Source organism: Vulcanisaeta moutnovskia 768-28 (genome assembly GCF_000190315.1).
Taxonomy (GTDB): domain Archaea; phylum Thermoproteota; class Thermoprotei; order Thermoproteales; family Thermocladiaceae; genus Vulcanisaeta; species Vulcanisaeta moutnovskia.
Map to the genome: position 1 here is coordinate 1,083,086 of NC_015151.1, position 15,615 is coordinate 1,098,700.

16 protein-coding genes are annotated in these 15,615 nt (G+C 44.2%); 8 read left to right on the plus strand and 8 right to left on the minus strand.

Translation table 11 applies throughout. The features are described from left to right. Positions 1–16 precede the first annotated feature (16 nt). From VMUT_RS05760 to VMUT_RS05775, 4 genes are all read left to right on the plus strand, one after another. Positions 17–982 (plus strand): AAA family ATPase, encoded by a 966-nt coding sequence (locus VMUT_RS05760; RefSeq protein WP_048056902.1) that lies wholly within the window; start codon positions 17–19, stop codon positions 980–982. Continuing rightward, complete coding sequence (locus tag VMUT_RS05765) at positions 979–2,268, plus strand: DUF58 domain-containing protein (protein ID WP_013604478.1); 1,290 nt, start codon at positions 979–981, stop codon at positions 2,266–2,268. The genes VMUT_RS05760 and VMUT_RS05765 overlap by 4 nt, the downstream gene beginning before the upstream one ends. A 69-nt stretch (positions 2,269–2,337) precedes the next feature. Further along, complete coding sequence (locus VMUT_RS05770) at positions 2,338–3,468, plus strand: glycosyltransferase (protein WP_013604479.1); 1,131 nt, start codon at positions 2,338–2,340, stop codon at positions 3,466–3,468. Then, positions 3,447–5,057: a hypothetical protein gene (locus VMUT_RS05775; protein WP_083805479.1), complete on the plus strand. Its 1,611-nt coding sequence runs from the start codon at positions 3,447–3,449 to the stop codon at positions 5,055–5,057. Before VMUT_RS05770 ends, VMUT_RS05775 begins: the two co-directional genes overlap by 22 nt. On the opposite strand, the gene VMUT_RS05780 is transcribed toward VMUT_RS05775, so the two are convergent. From VMUT_RS05780 to VMUT_RS05790, 3 genes are read right to left on the minus strand one after another with little or no spacing between them, the layout of a single operon-like run. Continuing rightward, the gene (locus tag VMUT_RS05780; protein ID WP_013604481.1) at positions 5,054–5,713 is read right to left on the minus strand and encodes an ABC transporter ATP-binding protein; all 660 of its coding nucleotides are present in this window, start codon (positions 5,711–5,713) and stop codon (positions 5,054–5,056) included. The genes VMUT_RS05775 and VMUT_RS05780 overlap by 4 nt on opposite strands. Next, positions 5,706–7,283 carry an ABC transporter permease gene (locus VMUT_RS05785; RefSeq protein WP_013604482.1) on the minus strand — a complete coding sequence of 526 codons (1,578 nt, stop codon included), beginning with the start codon at positions 7,281–7,283 and terminating at the stop codon, positions 5,706–5,708. Before VMUT_RS05785 ends, VMUT_RS05780 begins: the two co-directional genes overlap by 8 nt. Beyond that, positions 7,267–7,872 (minus strand): hypothetical protein, encoded by a 606-nt coding sequence (locus VMUT_RS05790; RefSeq protein WP_013604483.1) that lies wholly within the window; start codon positions 7,870–7,872, stop codon positions 7,267–7,269. The genes VMUT_RS05785 and VMUT_RS05790 overlap by 17 nt, the downstream gene beginning before the upstream one ends. Positions 7,873–7,961: 89 nt before the next feature. On the opposite strand from VMUT_RS05790, the gene VMUT_RS05795 reads away from it, so the two are divergent. Beyond that, entirely contained in the window at positions 7,962–8,408 is a 447-nt protein-coding gene (locus VMUT_RS05795; RefSeq protein WP_013604484.1) for an archease, read from the plus strand. Between the two features lie 38 nt (positions 8,409–8,446). After that, positions 8,447–8,689 carry a hypothetical protein gene (locus tag VMUT_RS05800; protein ID WP_013604485.1) on the plus strand — a complete coding sequence of 81 codons (243 nt, stop codon included), beginning with the start codon at positions 8,447–8,449 and terminating at the stop codon, positions 8,687–8,689. A gap of 11 nt (positions 8,690–8,700) precedes the next feature. On the opposite strand, the gene VMUT_RS12475 is transcribed toward VMUT_RS05800, so the two are convergent. Beyond that, a complete protein-coding gene (locus VMUT_RS12475; protein ID WP_308507380.1) occupies positions 8,701–8,901 on the minus strand; it encodes a PIN domain-containing protein in 201 nt (66 codons plus the stop codon). 80 nt (positions 8,902–8,981) lie between these two features. Here VMUT_RS12475 and VMUT_RS05810 point away from each other — a divergent pair, with 80 nt between their 5' ends. Further along, on the plus strand, positions 8,982–9,317 hold the full coding sequence (locus tag VMUT_RS05810; protein WP_148224683.1) for a hypothetical protein: 336 nt from the start codon (positions 8,982–8,984) through the stop codon (positions 9,315–9,317). Next, positions 9,314–9,715, plus strand: coding sequence for a hypothetical protein (locus VMUT_RS05815; protein ID WP_013604488.1), 402 nt, complete (start codon positions 9,314–9,316; stop codon positions 9,713–9,715). Before VMUT_RS05810 ends, VMUT_RS05815 begins: the two co-directional genes overlap by 4 nt. On the opposite strand, the gene VMUT_RS05820 is transcribed toward VMUT_RS05815, so the two are convergent. The 4 genes from VMUT_RS05820 to VMUT_RS05835 form a co-directional block, all read right to left on the minus strand. Then, positions 9,712–10,965, minus strand: a complete 1,254-nt coding sequence (locus VMUT_RS05820; protein WP_148224684.1) for a glycosyltransferase family 4 protein — start codon at positions 10,963–10,965, stop codon at positions 9,712–9,714. The two genes, VMUT_RS05815 and VMUT_RS05820, sit on opposite strands and share 4 nt — an antisense overlap. Further along, entirely contained in the window at positions 10,958–11,701 is a 744-nt protein-coding gene (locus tag VMUT_RS05825; RefSeq protein WP_083805480.1) for a mechanosensitive ion channel family protein, read from the minus strand. The genes VMUT_RS05820 and VMUT_RS05825 overlap by 8 nt, the downstream gene beginning before the upstream one ends. A 131-nt stretch (positions 11,702–11,832) precedes the next feature. Next, positions 11,833–13,257 carry an FAD binding domain-containing protein gene (locus VMUT_RS05830; protein WP_013604491.1) on the minus strand — a complete coding sequence of 475 codons (1,425 nt, stop codon included), beginning with the start codon at positions 13,255–13,257 and terminating at the stop codon, positions 11,833–11,835. Next, positions 13,257–15,608, minus strand: a complete 2,352-nt coding sequence (locus tag VMUT_RS05835; RefSeq protein WP_013604492.1) for a xanthine dehydrogenase family protein molybdopterin-binding subunit — start codon at positions 15,606–15,608, stop codon at positions 13,257–13,259. The genes VMUT_RS05830 and VMUT_RS05835 overlap by 1 nt, the downstream gene beginning before the upstream one ends. Positions 15,609–15,615 lie beyond the last annotated feature (7 nt).

Below are 15,615 nucleotides of genomic sequence, written 5' to 3' on the forward strand. Positions count from 1 at the left end.
TTTGAATGTAGCCAGTATGGGCTTTAGAGGAATTGATACCGTTAAGCGCATTAGGGATAATATATCAAGGGTATTCATTGGTAATGAACAAGCCGTCAGGATACTCCTAGCCACACTACTCAGTGAGGGTCATACCCTACTGCTCGGTCCCGTGGGTTCCGGAAAAACCACACTGGCGAAGACCATCGCATTGACAATTGGGGGCGTGTTTAAGAGGGTTCAGGTAACAAACGAGACCCTGCCATCCGACATACTTGGTTTCATGATTTATACGCCAAATACAGAACCAAGACTTGTTAAAGGCCCAATATTCGCAAATGTGGTACTGCTTGATGAAATAAATAGGGCGCCCCCGAGAACCCTATCGGCGCTCATTGAGGCAATGCAGGAGAGACAGATAACAATTGATGGCGTGCCACTTGAGCTACCCAGGCCCCATATAATAGTGGCAACAATGAATGTCATAGAGGTTGAACTTGGTTACTCCCAGCAATTGCCGTTGGTTATACTTGATAGGTTCGTGTCAAGTATATACATTAGTTACGTCAGTGATGAGGAGGAGATGGCGCTGGTTAGGGAGATAGATAAGATAGAACGTGAGATGATGACGCTGGGCAACATTACCAATGCCAATGATATGATGAGGATAATTAATGAAGTAAGGAATGTGTATGTCGATGACTCAGTGCTTAATTACATGATGGGCATAATCAGGGAGATAAGGAGGGACCCAAGAGTGCAGGTGACGCTAAGTACGAGGGCTCCAATAAGCCTATTTAAGATCTCAAGGGCTCTTGCATACCTTGATGGTAGGGATTATGTATTGCCTGATGATGTTAAGGTCGCTGCCTACTCAACACTAATGCACAGGATACTCCTAAGGCCTGAGTATAGGGGTTCCGTAACACCCATGAACATAATTGACGACGCAATAGGTAAGGTGCCAGTCCCACATTATATAGAGACCCAGGTAAAGGTATGAATAAGAGAGTAATTACTGATTGGGTTCGCATATTCGTAACTACTATACCCGTAGTATCAGCCATAGCCTCCATAGGTAATATACCACTTTTCTCATTATTCGTTGTAATGACCATAATAACATGGCTTTATTGGGATAGATACCCAATACCCATATCCCTTGCATTAATCGCATTGAACTCAATAGTGACAACGCCCATTAATATAGCGCTTACATCAATATCCACACTTGCCCTCGACAAAGCACTTAGGACAGGTAATGACAAGCCCTGGTGGCTCTATGCATCATCACTTACAGCATCAATATCAATAGCACTACTCCTCCTAAAGATCTACGTGGCGGTATCACTGGCCGTACCAACACTATACCTATTAATTAAGTCCCTGCTGAGTTTCATTAGATTCCACACGGTCAATATAGAGTTAAGGCCGGGCAAGGAATTAAGGACTAACGCCGGTACTGAACTCGCATACCCACTTACAATAGTTACAAGGCCTAGGTTAAGGGCCACAGTGAGAATTAAGGCCCCGAGGAACTTAACTATAAGCCCAAGTGAACTGCGTATTGATGGGGAGGGTACCGTCAATATAATTGCCAGGTATAGACTCGGTGGTGTGAAGAGGCCTAGGCTCATGCTTACGCTTATTGATGAGGCAGGGATTATTAGGGTTGCTAGGGTTATTAGACATCCGCGCATTACTGTGATTCCTAGGGCGAGGGCGGCTGTTGAGGCCGTAAGGGGTTTTCTGGCTCAGTCAATGTCATCATTGGGTATGGAGAATGTTCAGGAGGTTAGGGAGTACATACCTGGTGACCCAATTAGGAGAATTCATTGGAAGAAGAGCGCCAAATTAAATAGATTAACCATTAAATTAATGCAGAGTCAGGGGTTAATGGGGCCAATTGTCCTACTGTCCTATGCATCGAATTCCACCTTTGCCGATAAAATTGGGGAGGTGTTTGTTTACCTAACGGCTGAGTTATTAACAAGGATTCCAAGGGTGGAAGTTATTTCTATGAGTAGGGATGGTGAAGTCACTAATTACCTGCTTGATAAGGATAATTACTTCAACATGATTGATGAGATACTAGGCAGAATTGAGAATTTGGGCATTAGGCTCATTGGTGGTGGTGACTATGCAGACATACTGAGCATTATTAAGTATTTAATACCATTGAGGATTAAGGACATCGATAAGGAAGAGACAATAGTGATAGGGCAGGCATTATTCATGGAACCAATGTGCAAGGCACTCGGTGAACGTGCCATATGCATCTCGGTTTAGACGATAGTAATATTTTAATAATACATATTTATATAAGTAAGTAATACACATGTTACTAGTGAATGGGCTATGATGACCCTATTAGTATTAATCGAGGAGCTAGGCATTGCATTCATAACCATGCATTTCCTTACACCAAGCATTTACTACGTAGTAGCGCTGGGCTGGTTAAGGTCAAATAAGAGATCAGGCGATAAAACCGAGTTAAGTGTTGATCCACCATTAGTATCCGTCATAATACCAACGTATAATGAGGCCAAGGCAATAATCCAGAAACTCAATAATGTTTACTCCCAGGACTACCCTAGGGATAGGTTTGAGGTCATTATTGTCGATTCAGGGAGTACCGACAGAACCGTTGAGTTAATTCATGAGTGGATTAAGGGTCATGACGGTATTAATGTTAGGGTTATTGAGGAGGGTGCTCGAATGGGTAAGATGCATGCGTTAAACACGGCATTGAAGTATGCGAAGGGTGATATAATCGTGATTACTGATGCTGACTCAGCATGGACCCAAGACTCTCTTAGGAATGCCGTTACTTGGTTAATGACTGATGGTGTTGGGGCAGTCTCCTGTAATAAGATACCAAGGACTGATAAGGATGTCGAGGCCGAGTATAGGAGTTACTATGGATTACTTAGGATTGCCGAGAGTAGGAAGTTCTCCTCGGCAATATTCCACGGGGAACTAGCCGCATACAGGAGAGATTTACTTGAGAAGATTGGTGGTTTCCCAATGGATGTGGGTGCTGATGATAGTCACACGGCTGGTTTAATATCAATGTTGGGTTATAGGGCCATTATCCCCGAGAATGTTAGGTGTATTGAGTATGTGCCGAGCAAGGGCTATTGGATGTGGAGGATTAGGAGGGCTCAGCACTTGATTCAGCATTTCTTGAGGATTCTAAAGTACATGGTTACTAATGGTAAGGAACTACCCAGGGACTATAGGCAAATAATGCTTTATGAGTCATACCTACACCTCATTAATCCCTGGCTTTTCGTTATTGGATTCGTCCTTGTAATAATCTCCGCAATGCATGGGGCCATAATACCAATCGTGTTAATTCTGATTGGCATGGTATTATTAGCGATTAGGTTCTTCAGAACCTGGATAACCACCCAGGTAATACTCGTGGTAGCCTCCATTAGGAATCTATGGAATAAGGAGCTGGTATGGAGGAAGATAGAGAAGTAATTGGAATAGCGTCGGTAATTGCACCCCTTACAATACTCACATCATTAGTGCTACTTAACTATATTATCAATGGCTTACCATACATACCTGATTCCTGGGTCCACATAGCTCACTCAGAAACCCTATTGAGGACTGGCTACCTCTTTGGCCCATCACCAAACCCATCAATGGTCAGTTACAATTACCAATGGCCCACTGTAAACCTATTACTCACACTATCACAATCAGTGCTTGATCTAAAGCCCTTGCAGTCATTTTATATCGTGAACATACTGGCCTCCCTATCCATACTACCCTTCATATCATTTACAAGGCGGTTAACAGGAAGTAATACGGTAACGCTAATCACGGGCCTATTATTCGCGGTAACCAGTGTTAAGCTCCTCGTTGATGTCTCGGTAATGAAGGAAACAGCGGCTCAATACCCATTCTATGCCTATATACTGGCTACGTACATGGCATTAATGGATAATAAACACTTTAGGCAGAACCTTGTGGTTGTGGTATTGTCATTCATAGCAATACTCTTCGCCCACCACTTCACATTGTTAATGGCATTGGCCTACTCCTTCATAATGGCAATAACCATATTAGTGAGTAATTACTTAAATGGTAATAATACTAAACACGGACTTTACCTATTAGTCACTGTCATAATCCTAGGCCTACTCACCTATTACTGGTACACGGATTACCTAAGGGCATTCAGCGTCACTGGCTTTGTAACACCGGGGCTAATCTCAACACCAATCCTAATAGCACTTCTTCTCATTGATTACGTAGCCATGCGTAGGGGATCGCGCATTGTGATTTATACTGTCCTCACCCTCATAGCCATTACCCTAATAGCCATGTTCTCACTGGGTAAGTTCCTGCCTTACGTACTCGAGGGCTTTAATAAGGCGGTAGTACTATCATCAATACCTTATATACTGCCAATACTCCTCGCCACGCTCTACCTCACGCTCTATGGGTTTAGGAAACCCGTAATCACTATGCTAACAATAATCTCACTCGCCATACTACTCTACGTGTTACTCATGGGTAATAACCCAATGGAACTACTCTTCCTCTCTAAATCCCTGGACTTCATAATGCCCTTTCTACTAATACCAACGGCGTTGATAATAACCGTAATGCTAAGGCGTAGGCCTTCCATAAGTGCCATTGCCTATTTGCTTACTGCAATCCTGTTAATTTCATTACCCTTATTCACCTTATTAACGCTCTTCACGTATTCATTACCAACATCATCAACACTCACGGTTTATAGAATAATAGATTACGATGAATTCAAAGCCATTAATAACCTAATACCGAGTAACACGACCCTATATGCATCAATTAGTTATAACCCAATGATAAGATTCATGAGTGGTATTAACTCCTCCGATCCAACAATATACCTACTCCATGGTGAATCACCACCAGGTCTCCTCATACTCACTGAAAGAAACGTAAGAGTAGGTTTCCTGTACGGTTCGGGTTATAGCATGGTTAGCATACCCAGTAATTACCTACTTAATACCCTGGCTAATGATGACTTGCTTTACTCAAGCAGGACTCTGTGGGCCTATACACAGCCCTAAAACTCATTAGTTAATTCACCAGCCCTAATCATATAAAGCCTATCTGAATTCCTAATTAGGTACTGGTCATGAGTAGCAACGAGAACAACCCTACCCAAGCCAGCCTCCTCCCTAAGAACCCTAATTAACAGGTCCACGTTAGTCCTATCAAGGCTATTCGTTGGTTCATCCATGATGAGGAACTCGTGATTCCTAGCAAGTGCAATAGCTATCGAAGCCCTCCTCCTCTCACCACCACTCATCTGCCCAGGTCTCTTATCAAGAACATGCTCAATACCCAACAACCCACTGATCCACCTAATCCTCTCCTCAACGTCCCTATTACTAAGTCCCTGAACCCTAAGGGCTAGCCTAAGGTTCTCCCTAATCGTCAAGCCACTCACCAATAAGTCGTCCTGCGGCACGTAGGAGACTAGGTTGATTACCTCACTGGCTCTCGAGTCCTCATAGATATCAACGCCATTTATCAACACCCTACCAGAGTCAGGCCTTAGGTAGCCAGCCACTATTCTCAGCAGTGTTGATTTACCACTACCACTCGGCCCGGCTATGCAGGTTATTGAGTTAGGCAACGCATCGATGCTTATGTCTTTCAATACAGCATGATCACCAAAGGACTTAGAGACACTAATCACGTTAATACCAACATCACTCAATACCCACCACCCTAAACCTAATCGCTAAATGCATTACTATTAATAGTACTGATATGGCAATGAACGCGGTTACATATGGGTAGTAATTACTCACCGTAATTAGGTAAATCGGTTGATTCAATATGCTTAAGCCCATTGCCTTAACCGTGAAAGGCCATAGATAATTAGCCGTTATTAACCCCAATGCCGTGGAAATCAAGTACGTAATTATAACTGGCATGTCAATCAGCGTCATCATACCCAACACACTTACTCGATTTAGTCTTAAGTATGTAATTAGCTCCCTATTAATATTGATTGAGTACTCGGTAATGCCTACGAGACCAATGGACATTATTACCAATAGGCCAATGATAACCCCAATAAATGTACCAATACCAATCCTCAAGGCACTAATTAGCGCCTCAGGACCTGAACCCATGCCTAGTGGGAGAACCTTCGTAATGTAATTATACGCATGCGTTGTTAACTCACTCATGACCATTGAGTAGGGTGTTAGGGTCACTGTCACGTTCAACCCAGGCATCACGTATTCGTTGACAGAGTAATACACGGAACCCGTAATTACATCAAACCTATACGCACCACTTGGTAATGATACTGGCGTAATGCCGCTCCCTATTGTTGAGTAGGCCAGCGACCCGTTTTCATAATAAATCAATAGGTAATAATTACTCACCAGTGAACCATTGGGCCATTCCGCAATAACCCACTCACTCGGTGTTGCACGTGTCATGTTCGTTATCCTTAGTACGGGAATCTTCATTACATCAATAGTTTCATTACTCCTCAGCATCACCATTGAGAACCAGGTAATTGCTGACTCATTGTATGCAATCACGTAGTACGCACCAAATGGTAGTGTCAATGTCATGTTCATGAGGGGCCCATTAAATACAGTGTGATTCATGGAGTCGAGTATGGCGAGTGAACCATTGGTAATGTGCGTAATTACCCTTAGCCCATAGGCATTATTTACCTCATTTATTAATTCAGGGCTCGCATTGACATATATTACGTTAACTATGGGTGATGGTAATGAATTCAAGCGCTGAGCGATGGTTATGTTTGTAATTACCTCATAATTAATTTGTGGGTACTTAATGGATTTAATGATCCCTGTCACGGTTAGGTTATCAGTAACGCCCTTAAAAGATGTGATTATTAACTCATCACCAACCTTAATATGGAACTTCTCGGCCAATTCATAACCAATCAATGCCCCTTCATCTAATTCACCCTGCGTTGCGTTTATGCCGTAATAATTAACGTAGCTTGGTACAATACCCCTAATAATCACTGGCGTACCATTCATAATCGATGGCACTATTACCTCGGGCACAGCTACTATGCCCATGTCCCTGAGTGAGTAGGCTAGACTTATTGGTATCCAACTCGTGAATACGGATATTGACCCACCCTTCTTAATAGTCAAATTACCAATACTCAGCAGGAATAATTGAGGCGAGTAATACATGGCAATTGCCGTGGATACTATTAAGCCGAGGGCTATTGCCGTGAGGTATATCGACAATGCGATTACAGCTAATCCCCTAGGGTAGAGCGTCATACCTGCTCACCCATGTGAGGCCTTCGATAATGTACACAACACTTATCACGCCAATTAACGGTAGTAATGCTGGTAAGGCGCTCGTTACGCTAATACCATAATTAATAATTGGTATAATATTTAGTGTTGTTAATACCTTCATAATCACTAGGACCAGGACTGCGGATATTGAGATCCCCAATACGAATGAGTATATTGAAATAAGTATCATTATTAATGTTACGTAAGTAGTAATACTGACCCTGGACCTAAAAATATTAGCAAGGGCTCTCAAGTCACTTCCCAGGCTCCTTACCAGGCCATTAACCATGAAAATAGAAGTCACTATGAAGACCACAATTAAGGCTGCAACCACTAGGTAGGTTATGGAGTTTATGAAGTGAATTACATTATTGATTATAGACCCTGAGTATGGGGTTGCCACCGTAATTAATGCCTCGGCATAGGTATTGAGTATGTTCATTAGTAATTCATAGGTTGACAACACCATTATTGGTATTGCCGCATTAATAATTAACAACCTAAATGAGCTAATATCCCTAATAAAGAACCTCACCGATGCGTCAATGGCATAAACCCAACGATGCACATTAATGACTCACCCACATACTTAAAAATTAATCCCACGTAGGTCACAACAAATAAGGTTGTTAAAGGGGAGTTAATGGCAGTAGTTTGATGCAATGTCAATTACCCACCAAGTATGAGTATGGAGAGCACACGGCCGACGTAGCCGTGATAGCCTACGGCTGTACACTTGAGGAGGCCTTCAAAAACGCCGCACTGGGTGTTGCCGGCCTGACCTACTACATTGATAGGGTTGAGCCCAGGGAATTCATTGAGGTTAGTATTGAGGGAGATGACCTCGAGCAATTATTGTTTAATTGGATTGATGAGTTCATTTACCTATTCGATGGCAGGAAGTTCGCCTACGGCGATTACTTTAGGGAGATTAGCATTGAGGGTAATGGACCATATAGGGTCAGGGCTACTGTTGGTGGTGAGCACTTCGACATTAATAAGCATGGCTATAGGGGCTTAATTGTTAAGGCCATGACGTATAACATGATGGAGATTAGGAAGGCCAATAATTACTGGAGACTTACCTTTGTAGTCGATATCTAGGGTTAATGCATTAAAAAGGGTCCATAGTCATTAATTATATGTCATCAAACCCCACGAAGCATAGGATTGGATTGATATTAATTGGGATTGGCATCGCCCTACTGCTTGTGGCTTCAGTACTTGCGTATGTGGAGCTGTTTGCGAGCATATCAATGCCGCAACCCCCCTCACTCGAGAGCGTGCTGTATGTGCTCACCATAGTCACGTATAAGGTAGCCTTCATAGCCGTAATCGCCTGGGCAGGGGCAATACTCATTACAAGGGGATTACAAGCACTATAATTGCTTAATTCTTAACCAATGTACTTAGTACTTAGTCCCTCATTGATCAATATTTGATGCAATTTCTTATCAGCGGTAATAACCTCATTGGCACCAACTGACTTTGCCGTTGCTACTTGTATGGCGTCAGCCTGATAAATGTGGTATTTCTCAATCATTGCCCATGCATCCCTTAGAATCAGGAGTTTAATTGGTATAAGCTTTCTGTAAATACTTAATTAATCCATTTAATCCAGCATTCCTAAATTACCAAGGCGTTAAGACTTATTTACCTGTGATTAGGACCATTATTGTGAGGGTTGTCATTACATTGGCTGTGCTAGCCCTTGTGGTTACTATAGTTATACTTGGCGTTTCCGCATTAACGGCGGGTAGCCTCAGTAAGTACGTTAGCGCCAATATTTATCAAACAGGTAGTGGGTATTACCTGGTCTTCACGATTCATAATCCATTACCACTACCAGTGATAATAACGATAATGCAGGGTGGCTTATCAAGGAGCATTTATATTGAGCCCTATGGCTTTGGAAACCTAACAATGCCCATCACCTCATTAACTCTCCCAATAAATATAACAGTCTCAATACCTGGAATCGCTAATGTGACAAATACGGTGACCCCATCATGAAGGTTAGGGAGAGGTTAATAAGCGGTGCTGTGAATGCTGTCACTGACGTACTATTCCTCATCCTAATGCTAATACTATACTCATTAATAAGTTCATACATGCTTCACGCCACATTAAGCTTCATTGAACTGGGCACCATGTATATAATGCTCATCGTAGTGTTTGCGGTATTGGCGTTTCTACGTGGTGTATTGGCTGGTCACGTGCTTGTTTACCCAGTTATCCTCGGTGAGGCAACGCTACTAACGGCCATATTCCTCTCAATACCAAGCACCATCAGTGCGTATGGAGTCACTGTTAACATAACACCGCTGATTTACTTCCTATGGGCCGTGGAGATGGCTTGGATTGTCTACTCAATAATTGAGCAATTCAATAATACCCTACTTGACCCCTAACGTAGGTGCTCCTCGATCTTAACGGCCAGCTCCTTGACTATTTTACTCATTAATAATTGTGAGGCCCTTTCCCTGGCATTCCTGCTCATCCTATCCCTTTCGTCTGGATTATCAAGGAGCTTCTCTACGGCTTTAGCGGCGCCCTCAATGTCGTCTGGGCCATTAACGTGTATACCATCAACACCATCCCTAACAACCCACCTCTGCCCGTAAACAGCGGAGGTTATTACGGGCACACCACCATACATGAACTCAAGCTGGGTCAGTCCAAGGGCCTCCATCTTACTCATTATTATGTTCACGTAGGCCTCCTTGATCAACTTCTTCTTATCCTCAACACTCAACTCACCAGTCAAGGTAACATTACTGAGACCCCTAGATTCTCTAACAACCTCATCCCACTGATCGCCAGGCTTACCCGCAATTACAAAGTGGACATCCCTCCTATGCCTAAGCATACTGGCAACCCTGACAACGGCAAGTGGGTTCTTCCTCTCCTCAACAGTACCTAGGTAAGCCACTATCTTGGCGTCATCGGGAATCCTATACTTAACCCTGAAATCACTTGAGTCAACCGCGCCTAGGTCGGCAACCTCATCATCATCAATACCCCCTGGAAACACGTAAATCTGCTCGGGTCTTGCACCCATCCTAACCATCTCCTCACCCTCAAGTGGCGTTACGCATAGTACTAGGTTAGCTGCCTTAAATATCTCTGGGAAGGCCATGTGATTCCATGTTAGCCTATACGTCCTCTCAACAACATCATACCTATTTGGATCAGGCGGTTGATAATGACTCATATGCCCATAGAAAATATTACCACTTTCCAGGCCGAATGTTGTTAGCATTCTCCTCCACATCACGTACTTAGCCGCATCCTCAGGGCCATTCCAAAGCGTGGAGTGCGTTATTAATGAATTAATGCTGAAGTCCTCCCCTATCCTCCTGAGAACATCAACGAAGTTCTTGAACATGATCCTCCTTGGAGGCCACTTGGCCATGTAACTATCAACCCTAATTGTGGGTAGGCCAATGACACTATCCTTCTCCTGAAATACATAGCCCTCCAGTGAAGTCTCCACGGTCCTCCTCCTAACTACCTCATTACCATCATGATAAACACTCGTTATTAGGTAAGCCTCATAACCAAGCCTAAGAAACCACTTAACCATCCTCTGGGCCACTAGTTCCTGCCCCTTGGAACCACTTGTTTGGTACATTATAACTCCAATGATTGGTTTAACCACTACTCTCACCCTCCTTACCTCTCCTACCCTCGGTTTGAACCCACTCACGCTCCAGGAATCTCTTTAATGGTTCCCTCAATGGCACAGCCAGTACCAGGCCTATGGCAACACCAAGCCCAATGGCCACTGCCCAGGCGAGTCCCTGGGCGAATATGTAGAGTATTGTCACATTAACCTTCATGACACTCAGGGCTATTGTTATGACCATGTAATAGAGTACGAATCTGAATGCGTCACCAACGAAATTAAGTAGTGTCTGGGCGTATTGATCATTCGCTGGATAACTACGCTTAAAATAGTCACTTATCCAATCAACCATTATCAACCCAATTATTAATATAATAACGCCAGAGACCAGGTAGGGTAGGTATGATAAGACACTCTTTGATGTGTCGTATAGGAAGGCGAGGTTTGGACTTACGTACGAGAGCTCAAGCAATGCGTAGAATATGGCAGCGATGTATATGACCCACTTCACGAATAGGCCTAGGAAATCACCGGCAGTATAACCACTCCTAAGTAGTGCCCTACCAATGGATGTCTTCCTAAAGAAGGCATCAAGGCCAGTGGTATAGGCTATCTTCTTTATTAGTATTTCAACCAGCCTACCAACTACATAACCAACAATCATTATAACCACAGCCGCCAACACGGTGTAGAATATGTACTGTGGTATGAATCCGAAGATTTCCGAAGACGTGGTGGTAGGAGTAACAGTTGAGTTAGAAGTACTCATTATTAAAAGCACTGCATTAACACTCTTCTTTTAAGGTTTCTATTCTATCAAGCCGTAACTTACCTATTTATTACCTTTCATTAGTTTAAATAGAACAATAATAGAAAGAGATATTCTGTTTATTTTAATTTTTAGGTACCACCGGTTAAGTACTTCGAAGCCCTCTTAATGGCTCTAATTATGTTGACATAACCAGTACAACGGCAGATATTCTTTATGCTTAGTTTCATAACATCCTCATCAGCAGCCGGATCAATGTTTGTGAGGTAGTCATGAGTGACCATCATGAACCCATGAGTACAGAAGCCACACTGCATTGCGTACTCCTCAAGGAACGCCCTCTGTATTGGGTGGAGCTCCATACCCTTACTCAATCCCCTTATCGTGGTTACTGAATGCCCCGAAACTCTAATCACTGGTACCATGCATGACTTGACAGCCCTACCATCAACAAGCACCGTGCATGCACCGCACTTACCCTCATCACAACCCCTCCTAACCTCCTTAAAACCATGTCTTCTCAGGAAGTCGAGAAGCAGTAGCCTCGGCTCTACCAGGTCCTCGATCCACTGCCCATTAACATTAACCCTAACCTTAACGAGTTCACCGACGTACTCAACACCATCCCTAAACTCCCACCTAATCAAGTCCTCCCTAGTGGGTGTCTTTAGGTATTGCATTGAACCATTAGCTATACTCATCAATGCCTTGGTCAATAGGTTCCTGGCAACCCTAACCTTGTAATCACTAGGTGCGTGGGTGTCCTCAAGGGGCTTAGCATCTATTGATGAGAATATTGAATTAACAATATCACTTACCCTAGCCCCAACCTCCTTAATCCCAAGGCCATTTAGGTGACCACTCACCAAAACAGGCTCTGGGTAAACCGCGCCTATTGCTATCCTGGAGTCCGTAATGATGCCATCCCTCTCCTGATAAGTAACTGTAACTATCACGCTTGGGAATGAGGCGCCACCCCTCCTAAAGAATTCATAAACACCCCTCAAGCCACTCAATGGTATTCTGACCTCGGTAATTACCTCATTCTGCTTCAAATCAGTTATATAAGGCCCCTTATACAGGTCTGAAACCTTAATCGTCCTCTCCGTACCAACACCCCTTATCACCACCTCGGCATCCAGGGCTATTAGGGCTGGGTAGTAATTAGCCGCTGGATCAGCATGGGCTATGCTACCGCCTATTGTGCCCAGGTTCCTAACCTGGATATCCGCTATGTGCCAAGCCGATTCACTAAGTATTTTTGCATGTTCATTCACTAGTTTATTCATTGCAACGTCACCATGCGTCGTTAAGGCACCAATCCTTAGGTAATTACCCTCAACCCTAACATACCTAAGCTCATTAATACCAAGTATATCAATTAAGTACTTAACCTCAGTCATCCTAAGCTTAAGCATTGGCATAAGGCTCATACCACCAGCCAGCACCTTAGCATCACCATCATACTCATTAAGCAGACTCAACGCCTCATCAATAGTCGACACACGCAGATACTTAAAACCCCTCGGTATACCTAACGCGTACGCCATCCCCATCACCCCTCAACAGCCTTCATTATCTTGTAAGGCCTAAGCGGCAAGTCCGTGATTGCCTTACCTATTATTGATGCCAATGCATTAACGATAGCCGCTGGTACACCCATCATTGCACCCTCACCAACACCATGAGCCCCAGAGACCAAGTGCTTAGTTGGTGTTTCGAAGTGTATGAACTCCACCTCCATACCCACAGCCTCTGCTAGTGTTGGTGATTCGTAGATATCGAGATTTGTGGTTAATGGATTTCCCTGGTCATCGTACATCAACTCCTCATATAACGTGAGGGCAAGCCCATGCATTAAACCACCCATTAACTGGCCGTCAACGAACTCCCTCTTAAAGATCCTGCCAGAGTCATGGGCTATCACGTACTTCCTAACCTTAATATCGTATGTGTCGGGATCAAGCTCTATAACCGCTAATTGAGCCTGTATTGCGTAGGTTGCTGAGGAGTTTATTTTATCGCCATCAGCTGCCTTGACTGTCGGTGGTTGATAAAACACGGTAGCGCTAAGGCTTGCATCAACACCTTCAGGTAGGGATCCGGGATCCCAATTAACTGAGGACGCCAACCTCCTAAGGTCTGTTCTCTTGCTTGGATTATTAATATCGTAGAATTGCCCATTCTCAAAACCAACCTTATCAGTGCCCAGGGCAGCCATAGCCAGCCTAATCAGCTTCTCCTTCAATTGCCTAGCTGCCAATATAGCTGCACTAACCACAATGGGCGCAAACCTACTTGAGTAGCTACCGTCTGATAGGGTCCAGGTCCTCGTAGTATCAACCCTATTCTCAACAACGACGACCGATGGATCAACACCGAACTCAGACGCAACAACCTCCGCAAGCGTCGTCTCGTGACCAAGCCCCTCATTGGTACCATTAACAAAGACCCTAATGTAACCGCTCATGTCAAGGCTCACTGTGACGTAAGAACCAGACCCTGAGTGCGGGTACTTTCGCTTACTAGGTTCGATGGCCAGGTCCGTATAGCCCAGGTTTGTGCCTGCTGGTTCAATAAGGACCGCAATCCCAACACCGATGTTGGGATTCCTCTTCCTCTCCTCAAGCCAACGCCTATACTCAGGCTCTATCGCCCTAACAACCCTCTCATAGTCCTGCCTCGGGTATAACCCACCGGTCACAGTCTCGTAGAAATGCTCATCACCAATCCTCTTCGGGAATTCCCTAATCAAATTCTTAATCCTTAATTCAAGTGGGTCAATGCCTAACTCACGGGCCAACTCATTAACCGCGATCTCAAGCATGTAGTAGAACGGTGGTCCTCCATAAGCCCTATTCAGGCCTGTTGGTAACTTATTAGTAATAATTACGTAGTTCTCAACCTCGATAGCCCTCACGTCATATGCACCATTCATATTACCATGAACCCTAAACAAAACACCGGGATCTGGCGGCCTTGGGTATGCACCGACATCCTCATAGAACCTAAACCTAAATCCCTGTATTATTCCATCCCTAGTAGCAGCAATCTCCACAACGCCTAACCTAGCCCCACCAGAATTACTACTAACTAAATGTTCAGTCCTGCTCTCGACCCACTTAACGGGTCTGCCGCTTAGGATTGACGCGGCTGCCGCCAATGTTATGTATGGGTAAAGCGCGTACTTAGAGCCGAAGCTCCCACCAACATCTCTAGGAGAAAATAACCTGGTGCTTCCTGTGGACAAGCCCAAAGCCCTACTAATGAAGTAAGTGATTAGTAATGGTCCCTGGGCATTAGCCCATATGTTCAATTCGCCACCACTATAGTGAGCAAGCACTCCGTAAGTCTCGAGCGGCATCGCATTATGCTTTTGATAACGAAACTCCCTCTTAATAATAACCGGCGATTCTGAGAATGCCTTATCCACGGGGCCAAATTTCATATGCCGGTACATCGCCACGTTGGACTTAAGCTCCTCATGAACAAGTAAATCACCCTTCAACGCATCCTCGAATGTCAATACAGGCCTTAATGGTTCAAAATCCACTTGCACATAATCAAGTAGGTCAATGGCCTTGTATGGGTCGTCAGCCAAGACAACGGCTATGGGTTCGCCCACGAACCTAGCCTTATCCCGAGCAAATGGGTAATACTTAATGGGCGCATCCACAGCCAGTGGGAATGGGTTAGGAATGACCTTAGCCAGGTCGTCAGGTCCATAGGCAATACCACCATGCTCAAAAACACCACTTAGGTCAACCCTGAGTATCTTGGCATGGGCGTATGGGCTTCTGTAGATCGCCATATAAAGCGTGCCGGATGGCGTGGGTACATCATCAATATACTCGCCAGAGCCCGTCACTGCGCGAAAGCCCTCTCTATAATGAGGTAATTTGCTCATTGGCTAT